The sequence below is a fragment of the Allocoleopsis franciscana PCC 7113 genome (assembly GCF_000317515.1).
GTDB lineage: Bacteria > Cyanobacteriota > Cyanobacteriia > Cyanobacteriales > Coleofasciculaceae > Allocoleopsis > Allocoleopsis franciscana.
Genome location: NC_019738.1, coordinates 7,179,474 through 7,195,197, shown reverse-complemented (window position 1 = coordinate 7,195,197; position 15,724 = coordinate 7,179,474). Strand labels below are relative to the sequence as shown.

Here is a 15,724-nt window from a genome sequence, read left to right as displayed (position 1 = left end):
GAACTTAACCCCGAACAAACTAGACTTTGGCAGCAGCTACTGGGGATTTGCTGGCGGTCAAGCGTTCATAAGTGGCTCGCATTTTCAGACCCACCAGAACCTGGAACAATCCAGAACCATTGTTAGAGCCAGGATAATCCGGGTGCTTGAGCATCAGCTCGGTCATCTCGCCATAGAACTTGGTCGAGGTATTGCTGAGGTGGCTTTCGATGTAGATCATCTCCTCTAGATTGTCAAACTGACCATCCACTTCTAAGACGGAGACATCATGACCGTAGTAAGAATCGGGTCCGTAGAAGAGTTTAATGCCAGGGTAAGCACAGGTCAGCTTGCGACCGCAAGGTCTCCAGTCGATGGTTGACCCTTCATCAAACAGATAGACTGGATCGAAGCCTTCCACGTTATCCTTCTGTAGCAAGCGGACGCGCAGGATCTTGCTCTCCTTGTCATCTGGCAGAAGCTGCGTCGGCAAGATTTGAATCACAACGTCAGCGAATTCTTTCTGAGGCTCAATGTAAGCCGAGAAGTCAGGGCGTCTGGCATTAATCGCGGCGATCACATCCTCGTAGCGATGTCCCCGCTCAGCCATGTCTCGCTGGATTTTCCAGTTGACTTTGACTTCGTCACTGATGTCCAGGTATACGCCGAAATCGATCAGCGATCGCACTCGCTCGTCATAGAGAGGATGAAGCCCCTCAATCACGAGGATTTTATTCGGCTCGATCCGCTCTGGTGGATCGAGTTCGCCCGTTTCATGGTTGTAGATGGGCTTGTCAATGGCTTTGCCTTCCTTGAGCGCTTTAATCTGCTCATACATCAGGTCAAAGTTGTTCGCTTTAGGATTGAGGGCGGTCACCCCTTGCTCTTTGCGCTGTTTTCGGTCTAGACAGTGATAATCGTCTAAACAGATAACCGTCATGAACTCTTCGCCAAATAAATCGATTAAGCGGCGCAGAAATGTTGACTTACCGCATCCAGAGTCTCCAGCAACACCAATTAATACCACGCGATCCGGCTGAGTGGTCATATCTTCCCTCTAACGCAATACATAATTTTCAAAAAAGTTTTCAGCAATCTAAATCCACAGCCTCGGGTCAACCCGTCTGTTTATTGGGTGCCGTTTTCATCCATCATGAAGGCATGATGTACTAAAGTACTATCCCTCAGGGAAGACTCCAGCCCTGCACGGCGTAAGTATTTACTACTAGCTACTAACAGTGGATTTTACCAAAATGAGATTCACGATACAAGGCTTAATGTAAGTGTTCTGATCCCACTCAGTATTTATGCTAAGGTAGCCGGGGTCTTTTGTCTAAAGAAAATATGAAATTGACTCAAGATTGACAGAATTCTCACCAACAGCTAAGTAACCTGACTCTAGAGGGGTTACGGTTGGTTCGGACAATGACAACCGTGAAACTAGACTGGGCATAGTTTTACAATGTTACGCTAAGAGTGCTGTCTTGGGTTCATTGGGCCTATCCTCCAATCTGGCATTGGAGTCGGCTTGTGGTGACAAGGGCACGTATTAGCAACACGAGTGAAGTCTGGTTTGGAGATTATTGAAGCTATGTACAGTCCTAGCGCGGCTGCGAATTCCGCAAATACTACGGAATTAAGTAATCGCATGTTTGTTTACGAAGTGGTGGGTCTACGTCAGAGCACAGCAACTGACAGCTTGAACTACCCGATTCGACAAAGCGGCAGTGTTTTTATCACAGTGCCTTATAGTCGGATGAATCAAGAGATGCAGCGGATTACCCGCATGGGTGGAAAAATTGTCAGTATCCAGCCTCTCACGGCTGACAACCAAGCCAACGGAAAGGCCGCCGCAAAAGCTCAACCGAAAGCTGAACCAGGAGCTGAACCACAGCAAAACCAGTCAGAAGAGAAAGGCAAGCCTATGACTCAAGCAAAAGCAAAATCGAAAGCTGACATTCCTGTCAACATCTACCGCCCTAATGCGCCCTTTATTGGTAAGTGCATCTCCAATAAAGAACTGGTCAAGGAAGGCGGAATCGGTACTTGCCGTCACCTGACCTTCGACATTTCTGCCGGAGATTTACGCTATCTCGAAGGCCAAAGTATCGGCATCATCCCCGACGGAACCGATGACAAGGGCAAACCTCATAAGCTACGGCTGTACTCCATTGCCTCAACTCGTCATGGCGATAATTTAGACGATAAGACCGTTTCTCTGTGTGTTAGACAGCTAGAGTACAAGCATCCCGAAACCGGTGAAACAGTTTTCGGCGTTTGCTCCACGTTCCTATGCAATATTGAGGAAGGCGCAGACGTAAAAATCACCGGCCCAGTGGGTAAAGAGATGTTGTTGCCCGACGACCCGGAAGCCACCGTGATCATGATGGCAACAGGAACTGGAATTGCACCATTCCGAGCTTTCTTGTGGCGGATGTTCTTTGAGCAGCATGAAGACTACAAGTTTAAAGGTCAAGCTTGGCTGATCTTTGGTGTGACCACAACCCCCAACATTCTCTACAAAGAACAGTTGGAAGAAATACAGGAGAAATTCCCAGACAACTTCCGCCTCACCTATGCCATCAGCCGGGAACAAAAGAATTCCGAAGGCGGTAGGATGTATATTCAGCATCGGGTTGGAGAAAACGCTGACGAGCTCTGGAGCTTGATGCAGAAACCCAATACTCACACCTATATCTGCGGTCTCAAGGGCATGGAAGACGGCATTGATTCCGCACTCACCGTTGCCGCCGAGAAGAACGGGGTTACCTGGTCTGATTACCAACGGCAAATGAAGAAAGCCGGTCGCTGGCACGTTGAAACCTACTAGTCGTGTAGGTTGGCAAAAGCCTTCTACTCGTTTTAGTTTTAGCACTGAAGAGGGGAAACTAGGGAGCTTTCAATAGGTGGATGATGTCTGCCGTACCCCACTTAGTCGGTTTTGACCGAACCTAATTCCCTACGAGCGATCATAGAGGATAAAAAGCGCGTCTGTATCTGTTGGCTTAAAGCCTAAGATCCAGGCGCGTTCATCATTCTTCCAGAGTGGCTTGCTCGAATCGTGAGAATTACGTTAAATTTAGTTAAGATAACGTTACAAGTACAGGTCTTTGCCGTTATATCGCTCAAGCCCCTAAACTTGTGACTAAAAGACGGATAGGTAGTAACAGTAAATTTTCTGTTCATGCATTTTTTAGCTGAGTTTGCTTGTTCCTCATGCTCATAGAGGACTAAAACCAGCATGTATGACCAGTATCTAGAGGTTAATCACAAAATGAAAATTTCCTGGAGAATAATATTACTTTGGACAATACCAGCCCTTGTTATTGGGTTTTTCCTATGGCAGGGAGCCTTTTCGACACCTGCCGCTGATATGGGTAGAAACACGGCAAGCACTCGAATGACCTATGGTCGCTTCTTGGAATATTTAGATGCCGGGAGAGTCACCAGTGTTGACCTTTATGATGGTGGTCGCACGGCAATTGTAGAAGCGGTCGATACAGAACTCGATAACCGCATCCAACGGCTACGAGTCGATCTCCCCTCCAACGCCCCAGAACTCGTTGCCAAACTGAGAGAATCCAATATCAGCCTAGATGCTCATCCAGCGCGGAATGATGGAGCCATTTGGGGGCTACTGGGGAATCTAATTTTCCCGATTCTCTTGATTGCTGGCTTGTTTTTCCTGTTCCGTCGTTCCAGTAACATCAATGGCGGCCCAGGTCAAGCCATGAACTTTGGGAAATCCAAGGCAAGATTTCAGATGGAAGCCAAAACCGGCATTCTGTTCAACGATGTGGCTGGAATTGAAGAAGCGAAAGAAGAACTACAAGAGGTTGTGACATTCCTCAAACAACCTGAACGGTTTACAGCCGTGGGTGCACGCATTCCCAAAGGGGTGCTGCTGGTTGGCCCTCCGGGTACTGGTAAAACCCTATTAGCAAAAGCGATCGCCGGTGAAGCTGGAGTTCCCTTCTTCAGCATCTCCGGTAGTGAATTCGTGGAAATGTTCGTTGGGGTGGGTGCCTCCCGCGTCCGTGACTTGTTCAAGAAAGCCAAAGAAAACGCCCCCTGCCTCGTGTTTATCGATGAAATTGACGCGGTTGGAAGACAGCGTGGCGCAGGAATCGGCGGTGGTAACGATGAACGAGAGCAAACCCTTAACCAGTTGCTCACGGAAATGGATGGTTTTGAAGGCAATACCGGGATTATCATCATTGCCGCTACGAACCGCCCAGATGTTCTAGATACTGCCCTGTTACGTCCCGGACGTTTTGACCGCCAAGTCATCGTTGATGCCCCTGATATGAAGGGACGGGTTGGCATCTTGGATGTCCACGCCCGGAACAAGAAACTCGCGCCAGAAGTTTCGATCGAAACGATCGCACGACGGACTCCTGGATTTACCGGTGCTGACTTAGCCAACCTGCTCAACGAAGCTGCCATTCTCACCGCCCGACGCCGCAAGGAAGCGATCACCATGCTGGAAATCAACGACGCTGTTGACCGCGTTGTTGCCGGTATGGAAGGGACACCCCTGGTGGATAGCAAGAGCAAGCGCTTGATTGCTTACCACGAAATTGGACATGCGATCGTGGGAACTTTGGTTAAAGACCACGACCCTGTACAAAAAGTTACCTTAATTCCTCGCGGACAAGCTCAAGGTCTGACTTGGTTTACGCCTAACGAGGAGCAAGGCTTAATTACCCGAGCACAACTCAAAGCTCGGATTACAGGGGCTTTGGGCGGTAGAGCCGCAGAAGAAGAGATTTTCGGCTATTCCGAAGTTACGACCGGTGCGGGTGGCGACTTACAACAAGTCACAGGCATGGCACGGCAAATGGTCACCCGGTTTGGGATGTCCGATTTAGGCCCGATGTCCCTTGAAAGCCAAGAAGGAGAAGTCTTTCTGGGCGGTGGTTTGACGTCGAGAGCGGAGTATTCTGAAGTCGTTGCTTCACGAATTGATGAGCAAGTTCGCGTGATTGTTGAGCATTGCCACGACGATGCACGTCGGATTATTCGGGACAACCGGGTTGTGATTGACCGCTTGGTGGATCTGTTGATTGAAAAAGAAACAATTGACGGTGAAGAGTTCCGTCAAATTGTTGCAGAGTACACAGATGTACCTGATAAGGAACAATACGTGCCTCAGCTATAAGAAAAGGAACGTTAAGTGAATAAGTCAGGGGAGATGGTATCAATCATCTCCTTTTTTTGTTGATTGTGTGAGTGGAATTAATACTGCTAGTGAATCCTGTTGAATCCGTTTGCATTGGAATAATATTGTTTTAACGCAAAGAGCGCAGAGGGTGACGCTAAGGGACGCTGAGGTTATGGCAAATTATATCAGGCGAGCTCGCCTCCTTTGCTCAGCGCGACTTCAGCTTTCGAGGGGAAAGCCATCGTTACAAACGATACCTTCAGAGCAGACCGATGGTAAGAGAGATGATAAGCTGAAAAGCATTTAATCCATGCTGTTGCCACCCCGCCTGGTAACTTTTGGCTCAGGCTTAAGTTTAGGTGCCCCAGGTCTTAGGCATTTGGCATGGTCGAATAGACTCCCCTTCAACTCTCTTTCCCTATTTATTTCGTGGATGATTAAATCTCGCATCAGGTCTATCAAGAACGTTCTAACAGTAAAGTGGAACAGACTTTTATTATCTCAGCAGGAGAGCTATACCTTGTTATCTAAACGAGATGAACCAAGGGAAATTGCCCTTTTGAAGCAAAAAATCCGCAGCCGAACTTCTCTGTTAATCTTGTTGGGAGTCCTGAGCTTTTTTCTGGGCATAGGCTATAGCTTGATTTACCGTTCTCCAGATGACCTCGAATATGCTGAAATTGAGGAATACACTGAAGTTCAGGCAAAGTCTAACATCCCACCCAACTCGAAATACTCAGGCATTTCGTCTAAAGTTAATATCAAAATCAAAGCGGTGGGAGATATCGTTCCAGGCACTAACTATCCAACGAATCGACTTCATCCAAACAAAAAAGTTCTCTTTCAATCCGTTAAGCCTCTGCTCCAAGGCGCTGATTTTTTATTCGGGAACTTTGAAAGTACATTAACCAATCATCCTTACTCTGCTAAAGGTGTGGGAGGTGGATTGGTAGTGCCCTTTCGCACACCTCCGAGTTATACCCAGATTTTAAAAGAAGCTGGGTTTGATATTATGAGCGTTGCTAATAATCATTCCTATGATTTCTATGTTCAGGGATTCAGAGACACCATTCAAAATTTGGAAAAAACGGGGATTAAAGCCGTTGGGAAAAAAGGCCAAATCTTGATTGCTCATTATCAAGGTGTATCGATTGCTTGGATTGGCTTTAGCTACTTTGACTATCACAATTCCATCAATAATTTAGCCCGAGCTAAAGCTCTGGTACAAAAAGCGAGCAAACGTGCGGATATTGTGGTGATTTCCGTTCATGCCGGTGCTGAGGGGACTGGTGCAATGCGTGTTCGCAATAAAACAGAAGTTTTCGCCAATGAAAATCGAGGCAATTTGGTGAAGTTTTCCCACACCATGATTGATAACGGTGCCGATCTAATTTTGGGTCATAGTCCTCATGTTCCCAGAGCTGTAGAACTCTACAAAGGCAAGTTTATCGCCTATTCTCTGGGAAATTTTCTAGGATACCGGACTCTTTCCACTCAAGCCGAACTTGCCTATTCTCTGGTTTTAGAAGTGGAACTGAATAACCAGGGAGATTTTGTGTCTGGTAACATCATCCCCGTTCACCTGAATCGGCAAGGTATACCTTATCCTGATCCTAAAGGCCGCAGTATCAAACTCATTCGTCAACTGACTCAGCTTGATTTTCCCAAAACAGCCCTAACCATCAAAAGTAATGGTCAAATCCTGCGAAAGTGAGATTAAATCAGGAATTAATCATCAATCTTGAGGCGTATCCTTAATATCTAGTAGCTCTAAAAGTTAATAATTGAGGGTCTGACCCCTCATGCGGCTTAAATATAAATTTGCTAATAAAGATTGAGAATTCGATAAAATTCACCCCAAAGTCTGTAATTTTTTTCCGATTAACGGGCAAGGAATCTATTCGATCATTTTGTATGAAGTTAAGGGGAGCGTTAACAGAATCTCTCAGCTATAATTTTTCGTATTAACAGTAAATCAAGGCGTCACAGGAATTCTAGATCTAACTCAAGCGTTAGCTATAACCCTGCCTCGGCCTAAGGCTGATCGTCTTCATGCTTTCTTTACGAATGCCTGCCAAACTCTTCACACATTCTATCAAAATATCAAAATTTAAATTCCCAAGCTAGTCTGGAGAGCTTTATGAATTTTGACAATAATCATCAACAATGCTTAGACAAGCTAATCTGGGTTACCGAACGTCTAAAGGTGGAAGCTCCTTTCAAGCAACTCTCTAAGATTGCTAAGCTTATTGTTCAAACTATGGATAGCCCTTGGCGCTATTTCCATTCAACCGCTCATATTTTTGAAGTGGGTGGAGATGGAGATGCGATTGAAGTTCTAGCGGCTTTATTTCACGATATTGTATATGTGCAAGTCGATAAAAGTATAAATTTTAATCTTACCTATTACCTGGCTCCTTTTATTGAGGAGGAGCGGGAAAAGTTGTTCATTCGAGAGCAAAATGAGTTGCCTGAAGATGCCATCTTTGAGATGGTGGCAATGATATTTGGCTTTGTGCCCGGTCAAGCCCTTTCTCCGTTTGGTGGGCAAAATGAATTCTTGAGTACTCTCGTGGCGGCTAAGGTTTTAGAGTCCTTTTTAAGTCCGACATTGATTGTTCAAGTAGCAGCTTGTATCGAAGCCACAATTCCTTTCCGATCAAAGACAGAATCGGGTTTTAGCCCTAGTGAACTCTTACACCAACGATTGAAATTAACCAATCATCAGTTCAATCTTCAGCTAACCGATGAAGATGTGATTCAAGCGGTGAAAAGGTCGGTGAGATTAGCGAACCGAGATGTTGGTAATTTCGCTGAACCGAGTTCTGCCGTTTTTTTAACAAATACCTGGAGCATATTACCAGAAATTAACCATAATCTCCGTAAATCCGGTTCTTACACCGTTCGCGATTACCGAGAAGCCATGCAAAAAATGTTAGGCTTTTTAAAATGCCTCCAGCCAGAACTGGTTTTTCATCAGTTCCAAGGAGAGCCAGAGGACTCTACTTATTACGAGTTGGTGGAGCGAACCCGTAAGAATATAGAAGTAGCACAGCTTTACTTGGAAAGTAAACTGGTGGCGATCGCCATGATTGAAGCCCTCTCTTTACGCTTTGGCTCGGATGTTTCTCTATCCATGATGATTGGAGAATTACCGGATTCCGAATTTTCAGTGGGTCGATTGAAAGACTCGTTTCCTCATCTGCCTAGCCCCTATCAACCAACCCTGGCTGTGGAAAGAGAAGTTTTAGATTTGTTGGAGATAGGACGATGGAAAAATTCAAATTATGATATTAGAAATTCGCCTGTAACGACTTTTGTTGTTAAATATATCGGCTTTAATGAGATTCGACGTTTGCGGGAGCGATCGCAGGCATTTTTTCAAGGAACTATTTCTTCCGAAGATTATCTGGCTAGCTGCAATAGTGAGCTAGCCAGAATCATCACGAACGGAGTCATCAAACTGTTGGAAAATCGCCAAGCCACATTGATGTCTGGGAATAGCTATCTCCTGGTTCCCTCCAACGCTTAAATCCCAAGGAGACAAAAAATCTACCGCGAGTTAGCTATACTCAAAATTGTTAGAACCAAGCGCACCTGAAAAATCAGTGTTTTGCAGAATGGCTCTATCAAACTTCGCATTGGTTAAGTCCGCCCTTCTAAAAGATGTCCCGCATCCATGTCTAATTTCTCGAACCACTAGGATGAGAGAATTCATCGTTAAACCGATGTAACCCAGAGATAAAGCCCCCCAAAAAACCCCCCAAACCAACTTTTGGGCACTTAAATAAGCGATCGCCGTTGCTCCCGTGAAAAAGGCAAAGCCATACCCAGCAACGCCTCCGGCAGCAGCAACCGCAACGGCTACCAGTGGATGGCGAACTCTCCAACAAATCAGCGCCATCAGCACTCCTCCCAATACCGCCCCAGCGATCGCAAATTGGACATTATTGTCCGTGGTACTTCCTCCATAGAAAAAACCCAGCAACGCCCCCGACGTCGCACCCGATATTATCGTCGCGATCCGCCTTGCCAGAGACTTAGGGCGCATCATCACTCTCAGCCCGGAAAATATCCCAGAAATCGCCAAACTCACGCCTAAAGCAATCACAAAAGACCAACCTCCCTCTGCGGGGGTACGACCCAAAAGTCCGAAAATCATTTTGCTAAATCCATCAGCGGATAACAAACCTATAACGAGAGCAAGCACCACAGAAGGGATGAACTGCCTGGGTGTTTGCCCCGTCTTGACTCGCTCAAAATTAGCATCCTGCAATAGAGCGTGACTAAAATCACAACCACGAAGATCACAACCGCTAAAATTAGCTCCATTTAGGTTCTGACCCTTAAAGGAGCGGTTTCGCAAGTCCTGATTTGCAAAATTAAGTGGGGATGAGCTTGCCATAATTGAGTCGGTGAAACGCTTCAAACCATGAATCATCGATACCAGATTGGCATAAAGCAATTGTTGCTGGCAGGGGGAACGGGACTATTACTCTTGCCCCTGATACTCTACGGGTGGCTCCATTGGCAACGCCCACCGCGAACAACTCAAGAGCGATCGCTATTTCAAGGCATTGTCTACAAACGCGAGGTTCGCTCCACACCCCGTCCGTTGATGATTCATATCGTTAGTATTGACCTAACAGCACCCGGAGTTAAAGTACTGGTTACGCCAGGAAAGCCGACTCTAGAAAAGACAGAAGTTCCCACCGAAATCAACGCCCGAACCACATCAGAATTTCTCCAAGAGTTCAAGCTGCAATTAGCAATCAATGCCAGCTTCTTCTATCCCTTTCGTGAAGTGACACCTTGGGACTATTATCCCCGTAGTGGAGAGCGTGCCAATGTAGTCGGACAAGCGATCTCAAATGGCGCGAGTTACTCCCCCCACGAGTCGGACTTGCCTGTATTATGCTTGATCACAAGCCAAGGGCGTGATAGCGTTCAACTCTCAAAAGGTAAAGAGTGCCCTAACGGTACAGTTCAAGCTGTGACGGGTAACCATATCTTGATGGAGCGTGGCAATCCTGTTGGCTTAAATTTAGATGTACGTCACAGTAACAGACCTTATTCCCGTGTTGCCGTAGCGATGGATAGGGCGGGTGAGAAACTTTGGCTGATTGCGATCGATGGTAAGCACCCGCTTTACAGCGAAGGAGCGACGCTAGCAGAGCTGACAAAAATTATTGTGGATTTAGGCGCTGATTCAGCCTTGAATCTAGATGGTGGCGGTTCAACCACCGTAGTCGCAGCCACTCCAGAAGGAGCCACCGTGTTAAATGCTCCCACTCATACCAAACTTCCCATGCGTGAACGTCCAGTTGCCAATCACATAGGATTTTATGCCTTACCGACAGATAAGTAGAGTTATAGTTTCCAAATTTTATCCTCTTAAATCTCTGGTTCAATTCCGGCTGCCCTGAGTTGTGCGGCTAATCGTTCGGCTCGTTGTTGAGCAATTTCCTTTTCTTGCCTTTCTTGATTCACCGACTCCGAACCCCACAGCAACAGTTCCCCATGTTCATCCCACCATCGCAACCAGTAACCTGTCCGATTTTCCCGGATTCCTTGCCATACCCCCAAAGATAACCCCATTTGGGTAATCCAATAACGGTTATGGGCATCAGGAGCTTGTAGCTGATATCGTCTTTGCTCATCCAAGTGATAAACTTCGAGTTCCCCTGCATCGGGTTCAAAAATAATGTAGTTGGGAACCCCCAGGATTTGCTCATAGAAAAACCACTTACCTGGAGGATAAGTGGGTTTGATGGAATACTCACCCCCTTCTGTATCGGAGAGAAATTCCATCACAATGACTGGAATCGCACCTTGCAGTTGGGGGGTGTAGCTACGTTTGACTTCTTGCCGTTGAACCCGAATCGATGGTATGTATGCCCAGTCGGGGGCTTTTACGACAATTTTTTGATTCACTGTGGCACAGATGCCGTAATTGGTCGTAATCAGGGAATTGGCTGGAAGCTTTCCCGCGATTTCCAAGCTTTCGGTTAAAGCGGCAGCAAGGGATGGCTGATTAATATTGTCCACGGGTTCGTCGTCTAGAACAAAGTCATCTGGTAGCTTTTCCCAGGTGATTTCGTAATTGGCGCTACTGGATAACATGGTATGACTCACGGGTCAAATCGCACTTTCTATCTACACAGATCGTTCAACACAAGGGCTGAAAGTCCTGTGTAGCTTTAATGTAGCGTTTGGATGTGGATGATGAACGTTCTAGTGGCGATCGCATGATTGCGCTGTCTTCACTAAATCTCCGACCAACCTTGGGGAGAACACAATTGAACTCCCCCAGATTTTGGGGCAAGTGTGTAAGTCCTAACGACCAAGTTATGGACAGGTAAGCGCTAATTCGTTTCTGAGGTAACCTAGTTTCGGCTCACCGTTAGTATTGCATTGTACAAAGACGATATCTGTCTTAGCCATTTGCAGCTTATGGGAGACGATTTTTCCGGCTGATCCAATCCGCGTCACTCTCACCGCCGCCTCTCCTGGAGACTGTACCAACAATAACAGCCCGATTACCAAGACGAGAGCATTAACCAGCAGGGATAGCCTGAATGCCTGTTTGTAATTTAATTTGAACTTTGGCTGAAATCTCATGTTTTGTACCCAAAAAGAAACGATATACACCTGCCATGGCAACCCATATCATTAAGCGCAATCACGTCAACGTACAAGGCCAAGGCAATCAAACGCTGATTTTTGCTCACGGTTTCGGTTCGGATCAGACGGCTTGGCGACATATTGTAGCCGCCTTTGAATCTGACTATCGCATTGTACTCTTCGACCATGTCGGGGCGGGTCAGTCCGATTTTAACGCCTACAGCCGCTCGCGCTACAGCAGTCTTTACGGGTATGCAGAGGATTTGCTAGAACTATGCGCCGAATTAAAACTGACTCACTCTATTTTGGTGGGTCATTCCGTCAGCGCCATGGTGGGTTTACTCGCATCTCTAATAGAACCACAGCGCTTTAGCCGACTGATCTTTATGGGTGCATCACCCCGTTACCTCAACGATGTAGACTATCACGGTGGCTTTGAGCAGTCTGACCTCGATGCTTTATATGGGGCGATGTCTGCTAACTACGAGGCTTGGGTTTGTGGCTTCTTCGCGCCTCTAATGATGGGCAATCCAGAGCGTCCCAGCCTTGCTCGTGAGTATGCCGGTACTATGGCAGTCGTTCGTCCAGATATTGCCCTTGCTCTCGCCCGTGCGATTTTTCAGTCAGACTTTCGCGCCCACTTATCGCGCCTAACTGTACCGACCTTGATTATACAGTCGAGCGATGACAAGGCTGTACCCCCTGAAGTGGGTCGATATCTCGCTTCTCAGATTCCCAAAAGTCAGCTAGTGAACATTAATGCACAAGGTCACGTCCCTCACTTGAGTGCTCCTGATGAGGTAATTCGAGCGATTAGAGCTTATTTGGTTGAGTAAAGGATAATTGAGAGCGATCGCTGATTTCTTACCAACGCCATGAGATACTCAGGGGGGATGCCCCTTGCAGTGATTAAATCCCGCAATAGTGTGACGGCTGGGGAAGAGTCGGGTGGCGTTCTCCTACGCAAAGCCAGTGACCAAACAGAGGTATCAACAATGACGCTCATCTCTGCTGGCGTTGCTGCTTGTAGTCGTAGTCTTCGTAATAATCAATGGTACCAAAGATGTCTAATACTTTGAGCCGTTTGCGACGTTGAATATATTCACGAAGGGCTGTTTCAACCAGAGCATTAATGGTTGTCTGGTCATCAAGTGCGAGTGCTTCTTGTAGCAAGGCTTCGTTTATGTTGAGTGGTATAGCCACGATTGCTCCTGACTCAACGACTGACTAAATCAATGTTATCGCGCTTTCTCTTGCTTGCTTCTTTCCAGAATCAGGAGCGATCTGCTGTAGACGGCAGCGCTGGGTTTAGGAATGGGCATTGTCTTGTGCAGCGATGACAGCGTTGATATAGCTGAAGATGTCATCGAGTTCGCCAATCGCCTCTAGTTCGATCTTTTCGTCTGAAGTAAGGGTATCTAATTTGTTCTTATCAAGGAGTTCTTGCATCCGTTCGCCCAGCTTATCGGTGAATTTGAAGAGAGTGAGGTTGTTGATGCGTTGGATGCAGATCCCTTCAGGCAGAAATTTGGAGGGTCTAACCAGTGAAGCAGTCATCAGTCGATCCTCTTAAGTTTTCTTGATTTTATCATTGGCAAATGAGTTCTATAACGCTCAAGTCGCCTCGGAGAGACTGTATTCTTGCTGTTACCTGCTCGAACTGAGTTTTGAATGTAGTAACATTTTGCTGATGAAAAAGCTTACGCTCCAAAGCTTTACAAGCCAAATCCTCACGTCCTGCTTTCATCGCCGCTTCAGCGACTTTATGCCAAGAGCTAACTTCATGATGAGCTTGCTTGTACTGCTTTTGAATCAGTTCTTTGCTGGCAGTTAAATTAGCAATTTCCTGCTGTATGCTTAGTTTGATTTGCTTAAGGGATTCAATGACTTTTTCAGGATTATCACTAGTTTTGGTCTGATAGAGAAGTTGATTCACACCATAGGCACCCAGTCCTACCACCGCACCAGCCGCTGCAACCGGAGCCATACCAATTCCTACAGCGGTTCCACCAACAGCTAAGCCCATCCCACCAACAGCGCTAGAAACCCCAGCACCACCCATCGCTCCAAGGGCAGCAGCACCCAAAGCCGAAGCATCTTTATTCTCTATCGCTTTTGTGCCCCCGTAAACTGCTGCACCTGTGATCGCTCCTGCTGCTGTAACCGGAGCCATGCCAATACTAATTCCTCCAAATCCTCCGACTAATCCCATTCCACCAATGGTTGCCGAAACTCCAGCACCTGTAACCGCTCCTGTAGCCATAAAGCCTGCGCCTTCTCCAAACTCAAGCTTGTCTGTCATATCTTTACAGTTAGCTCTAACTATCCGGCTGATGCGATCGACTAAAACCATGTTGATGTTTTTCCTGTTGCTTGCTAGTACATAGATATAAAGTAGCCTCATCTCTGTTGAGTTTGTATCAACCTACATTCCACACCCTGAAGCGTCATATCGAGTTGTAGATCAGAATTGTTTGAGCGATCGCATTTCCCTCTTTCTCATCTACCTCGCAGAAATCGAGCAGTTTTTGGAACAGCAAAAACCCCCGTGAATACAGCGGAAGGCTATGAAATATAGAGAATTTTGGGCTTTATATCAAGCGACGCACACCTCACGCCATCGACACCCAGAAATCGTGAGAAAATTGACCTGAGTTTAAGAGACGACCTTTCAATGACTGCAACAACTCCCGATTCCGCCAAGCATAAAAAAGCCAAAGCCCTCAAATCTTCCAGCCGTCGCCCAGCCAAAGAACTGTGTAGCGAGTGTGGACTTTGCGATACATATTACATTCACTATGTCAAGGAAGCTTGTGCCTTCTTAAACCAACAAATTGCTGAACTCGAAGAAGAAGCACACGGACGCAGCCGCCATCTCGATAATCCCGATGATTGGTACTTTGGCGTCAACCAGAACATGATGGCAGCCCGGAAAACCGAGCCAATTGAGGGGGCACAGTGGACAGGAATTGTTAGCACGATTGCCATTGAAATGCTCAATCGCGGCATCGTCGAAGGCGTCGTCTGTGTGCAAAACACCAAAGAAGACCGCTTTCAACCCATGCCCATTATTGCTCGAACTCCAGAAGAAATTCTGGCAGCACGGGTGAATAAACCCACCCTCTCGCCTAACCTTTCCGTGTTAGAGCAAATAGAACAATCGGGGATGAAGCGACTGCTAGTGATTGGCGTTGGTTGCCAAATCCAGGCATTACGTGCCGTTGAAAAACAGCTCGGATTAGAAAAGCTCTACGTTTTAGGAACACCCTGCGTCGATAATGTCACCCGCGATGGATTGCAAAAATTCCTAGATACCACTAGCCGTTCTCCAGAAACAGTCGTGCATTACGAGTTCATGCAAGACTTTCGGGTTCACTTCAAACACGAAGATGGTTCCACTGAAACTGTCCCTTTCTTCGGACTGAAGACAAACCAACTCAAAGATGTCTTTGCCCCCTCTTGCATGAGCTGTTTTGACTACGTGAACTCCTTAGCCGATTTAGTGGTGGGCTACATGGGAGCACCCTTTGGTTGGCAGTGGATTGTGGTACGCAATGACACGGGACAAGAAATGCTGGATTTGGTGCAAAACCAACTGGAAACGCAGCCTGTGATGTCTAAGGGTGACAGACGCAATGCTGTACAGCAAAGCATTCCCGCCTATGACAAAGGCGTCACACTGCCGATGTGGGCGGCAAAACTGATGGGTGTGGTGATTGAAAGAATTGGTCCTCAAGGTTTAGAGTATGCCCGTTTCTCGATAGATTCCCACTTCACCCGCAACTATTTATATGTAAAGCGTAATCACCCTGAGAAGTTAGAGGAACATGTTCCAGAGTACGCCAAGCGGATTGTTGGACAATATAAGTTACCAGAATCTTAAGAGGTCATCGGTGTAATACGCTGTCCGGCAAATCAGCCATAAATACAGCGGATTGCACGTTTATGAAGTACAGT

General features: G+C 46.7%; 15 protein-coding genes. 7 read left to right on the top strand and 8 right to left on the bottom strand.

Annotation, left to right across the window (positions count from 1 at the left end; translation table 11 throughout):
- Positions 1–19: 19 nt before the first annotated feature.
- The gene (locus tag MIC7113_RS29660) at positions 20–1,027 is read right to left on the bottom strand and encodes a phosphoribulokinase (protein WP_015185887.1); all 1,008 of its coding nucleotides are present in this window, start codon (positions 1,025–1,027) and stop codon (positions 20–22) included.
- Positions 1,028–1,570: 543 nt separating this feature from the next.
- On the opposite strand from MIC7113_RS29660, the gene petH reads away from it, so the two are divergent.
- From petH to MIC7113_RS29640, 4 genes are all read left to right on the top strand, one after another.
- On the top strand, positions 1,571–2,809 hold the full coding sequence (petH, locus tag MIC7113_RS29655; RefSeq protein WP_015185886.1) for a ferredoxin--NADP reductase: 1,239 nt from the start codon (positions 1,571–1,573) through the stop codon (positions 2,807–2,809).
- 444 nt (positions 2,810–3,253) lie between these two features.
- Positions 3,254–5,140, top strand: coding sequence for an ATP-dependent zinc metalloprotease FtsH2 (gene ftsH2 / locus MIC7113_RS29650; RefSeq protein ID WP_041781431.1), 1,887 nt, complete (start codon positions 3,254–3,256; stop codon positions 5,138–5,140).
- A gap of 574 nt (positions 5,141–5,714) precedes the next feature.
- Positions 5,715–6,857 (top strand): CapA family protein, encoded by a 1,143-nt coding sequence (locus MIC7113_RS29645; protein WP_071884144.1) that lies wholly within the window; start codon positions 5,715–5,717, stop codon positions 6,855–6,857.
- A gap of 426 nt (positions 6,858–7,283) precedes the next feature.
- Positions 7,284–8,675, top strand: a complete 1,392-nt coding sequence (locus MIC7113_RS29640; protein WP_015185883.1) for a hypothetical protein — start codon at positions 7,284–7,286, stop codon at positions 8,673–8,675.
- Between the two features lie 30 nt (positions 8,676–8,705).
- Here the strand turns inward: MIC7113_RS29640 and MIC7113_RS29635 are convergent, their stop codons facing one another.
- Positions 8,706–9,548: a pentapeptide repeat-containing protein gene (locus tag MIC7113_RS29635; protein ID WP_015185882.1), complete on the bottom strand. Its 843-nt coding sequence runs from the start codon at positions 9,546–9,548 to the stop codon at positions 8,706–8,708.
- 27 nt (positions 9,549–9,575) lie between these two features.
- Here MIC7113_RS29635 and MIC7113_RS29630 point away from each other — a divergent pair, with 27 nt between their 5' ends.
- Positions 9,576–10,511, top strand: a complete 936-nt coding sequence (locus tag MIC7113_RS29630) for a phosphodiester glycosidase family protein (protein WP_015185881.1) — start codon at positions 9,576–9,578, stop codon at positions 10,509–10,511.
- A gap of 26 nt (positions 10,512–10,537) precedes the next feature.
- Here MIC7113_RS29630 and MIC7113_RS29625 read toward each other — a convergent pair whose 3' ends face one another.
- Together MIC7113_RS29625 and MIC7113_RS29620 are read right to left on the bottom strand one after the other, a co-directional pair.
- On the bottom strand, positions 10,538–11,266 hold the full coding sequence (locus tag MIC7113_RS29625; protein WP_015185880.1) for a Uma2 family endonuclease: 729 nt from the start codon (positions 11,264–11,266) through the stop codon (positions 10,538–10,540).
- A gap of 225 nt (positions 11,267–11,491) precedes the next feature.
- Complete coding sequence (locus MIC7113_RS29620) at positions 11,492–11,764, bottom strand: hypothetical protein (RefSeq protein ID WP_015185879.1); 273 nt, start codon at positions 11,762–11,764, stop codon at positions 11,492–11,494.
- Positions 11,765–11,799: 35 nt separating this feature from the next.
- On the opposite strand from MIC7113_RS29620, the gene MIC7113_RS29615 reads away from it, so the two are divergent.
- Positions 11,800–12,603 (top strand): alpha/beta fold hydrolase, encoded by an 804-nt coding sequence (locus MIC7113_RS29615; RefSeq protein WP_015185878.1) that lies wholly within the window; start codon positions 11,800–11,802, stop codon positions 12,601–12,603.
- Here MIC7113_RS29615 and MIC7113_RS36995 read toward each other — a convergent pair.
- The 4 genes from MIC7113_RS36995 to MIC7113_RS37390 form a co-directional block, all read right to left on the bottom strand.
- Positions 12,588–12,773: a hypothetical protein gene (locus MIC7113_RS36995; RefSeq protein ID WP_155898118.1), complete on the bottom strand. Its 186-nt coding sequence runs from the start codon at positions 12,771–12,773 to the stop codon at positions 12,588–12,590. The genes MIC7113_RS29615 and MIC7113_RS36995 overlap by 16 nt on opposite strands.
- Positions 12,770–12,970: a type II toxin-antitoxin system VapB family antitoxin gene (locus MIC7113_RS29610; RefSeq protein WP_015185876.1), complete on the bottom strand. Its 201-nt coding sequence runs from the start codon at positions 12,968–12,970 to the stop codon at positions 12,770–12,772. Before MIC7113_RS29610 ends, MIC7113_RS36995 begins: the two co-directional genes overlap by 4 nt.
- Positions 12,971–13,075: 105 nt before the next feature.
- The gene (locus MIC7113_RS29605) at positions 13,076–13,324 is read right to left on the bottom strand and encodes a hypothetical protein (RefSeq protein ID WP_015185875.1); all 249 of its coding nucleotides are present in this window, start codon (positions 13,322–13,324) and stop codon (positions 13,076–13,078) included.
- 31 nt (positions 13,325–13,355) lie between these two features.
- Entirely contained in the window at positions 13,356–14,069 is a 714-nt protein-coding gene (locus MIC7113_RS37390) for a PspA/IM30 family protein (RefSeq protein WP_216596351.1), read from the bottom strand.
- Between the two features lie 372 nt (positions 14,070–14,441).
- Here MIC7113_RS37390 and MIC7113_RS29595 point away from each other — a divergent pair, with 372 nt between their 5' ends.
- Complete coding sequence (locus MIC7113_RS29595) at positions 14,442–15,650, top strand: Coenzyme F420 hydrogenase/dehydrogenase, beta subunit C-terminal domain (protein ID WP_015185873.1); 1,209 nt, start codon at positions 14,442–14,444, stop codon at positions 15,648–15,650.
- Positions 15,651–15,724: the final 74 nt, after the last annotated feature.

Coding starts and splice junctions, on each gene's coding strand:
- MIC7113_RS29595 (WP_015185873.1), top strand. CDS start 14,442: ATGACTGCAACAACTCCCGATTCCGCCAAGCATAAAAAAGCCAAAGCC.
- MIC7113_RS29660 (WP_015185887.1), bottom strand. CDS start 1,027: ATGACCACTCAGCCGGATCGCGTGGTATTAATTGGTGTTGCTGGAGAC.
- MIC7113_RS29605 (WP_015185875.1), bottom strand. CDS start 13,324: ATGACTGCTTCACTGGTTAGACCCTCCAAATTTCTGCCTGAAGGGATC.
- MIC7113_RS29615 (WP_015185878.1), top strand. CDS start 11,800: ATGGCAACCCATATCATTAAGCGCAATCACGTCAACGTACAAGGCCAA.
- MIC7113_RS29630 (WP_015185881.1), top strand. CDS start 9,576: ATGAATCATCGATACCAGATTGGCATAAAGCAATTGTTGCTGGCAGGG.
- ftsH2 (WP_041781431.1), top strand. CDS start 3,254: ATGAAAATTTCCTGGAGAATAATATTACTTTGGACAATACCAGCCCTT.
- MIC7113_RS29620 (WP_015185879.1), bottom strand. CDS start 11,764: ATGAGATTTCAGCCAAAGTTCAAATTAAATTACAAACAGGCATTCAGG.
- MIC7113_RS36995 (WP_155898118.1), bottom strand. CDS start 12,773: ATGAGCGTCATTGTTGATACCTCTGTTTGGTCACTGGCTTTGCGTAGG.
- MIC7113_RS37390 (WP_216596351.1), bottom strand. CDS start 14,069: ATGACAGACAAGCTTGAGTTTGGAGAAGGCGCAGGCTTTATGGCTACA.
- MIC7113_RS29640 (WP_015185883.1), top strand. CDS start 7,284: ATGAATTTTGACAATAATCATCAACAATGCTTAGACAAGCTAATCTGG.
- MIC7113_RS29625 (WP_015185880.1), bottom strand. CDS start 11,266: ATGTTATCCAGTAGCGCCAATTACGAAATCACCTGGGAAAAGCTACCA.
- petH (WP_015185886.1), top strand. CDS start 1,571: ATGTACAGTCCTAGCGCGGCTGCGAATTCCGCAAATACTACGGAATTA.
- MIC7113_RS29635 (WP_015185882.1), bottom strand. CDS start 9,548: ATGGCAAGCTCATCCCCACTTAATTTTGCAAATCAGGACTTGCGAAAC.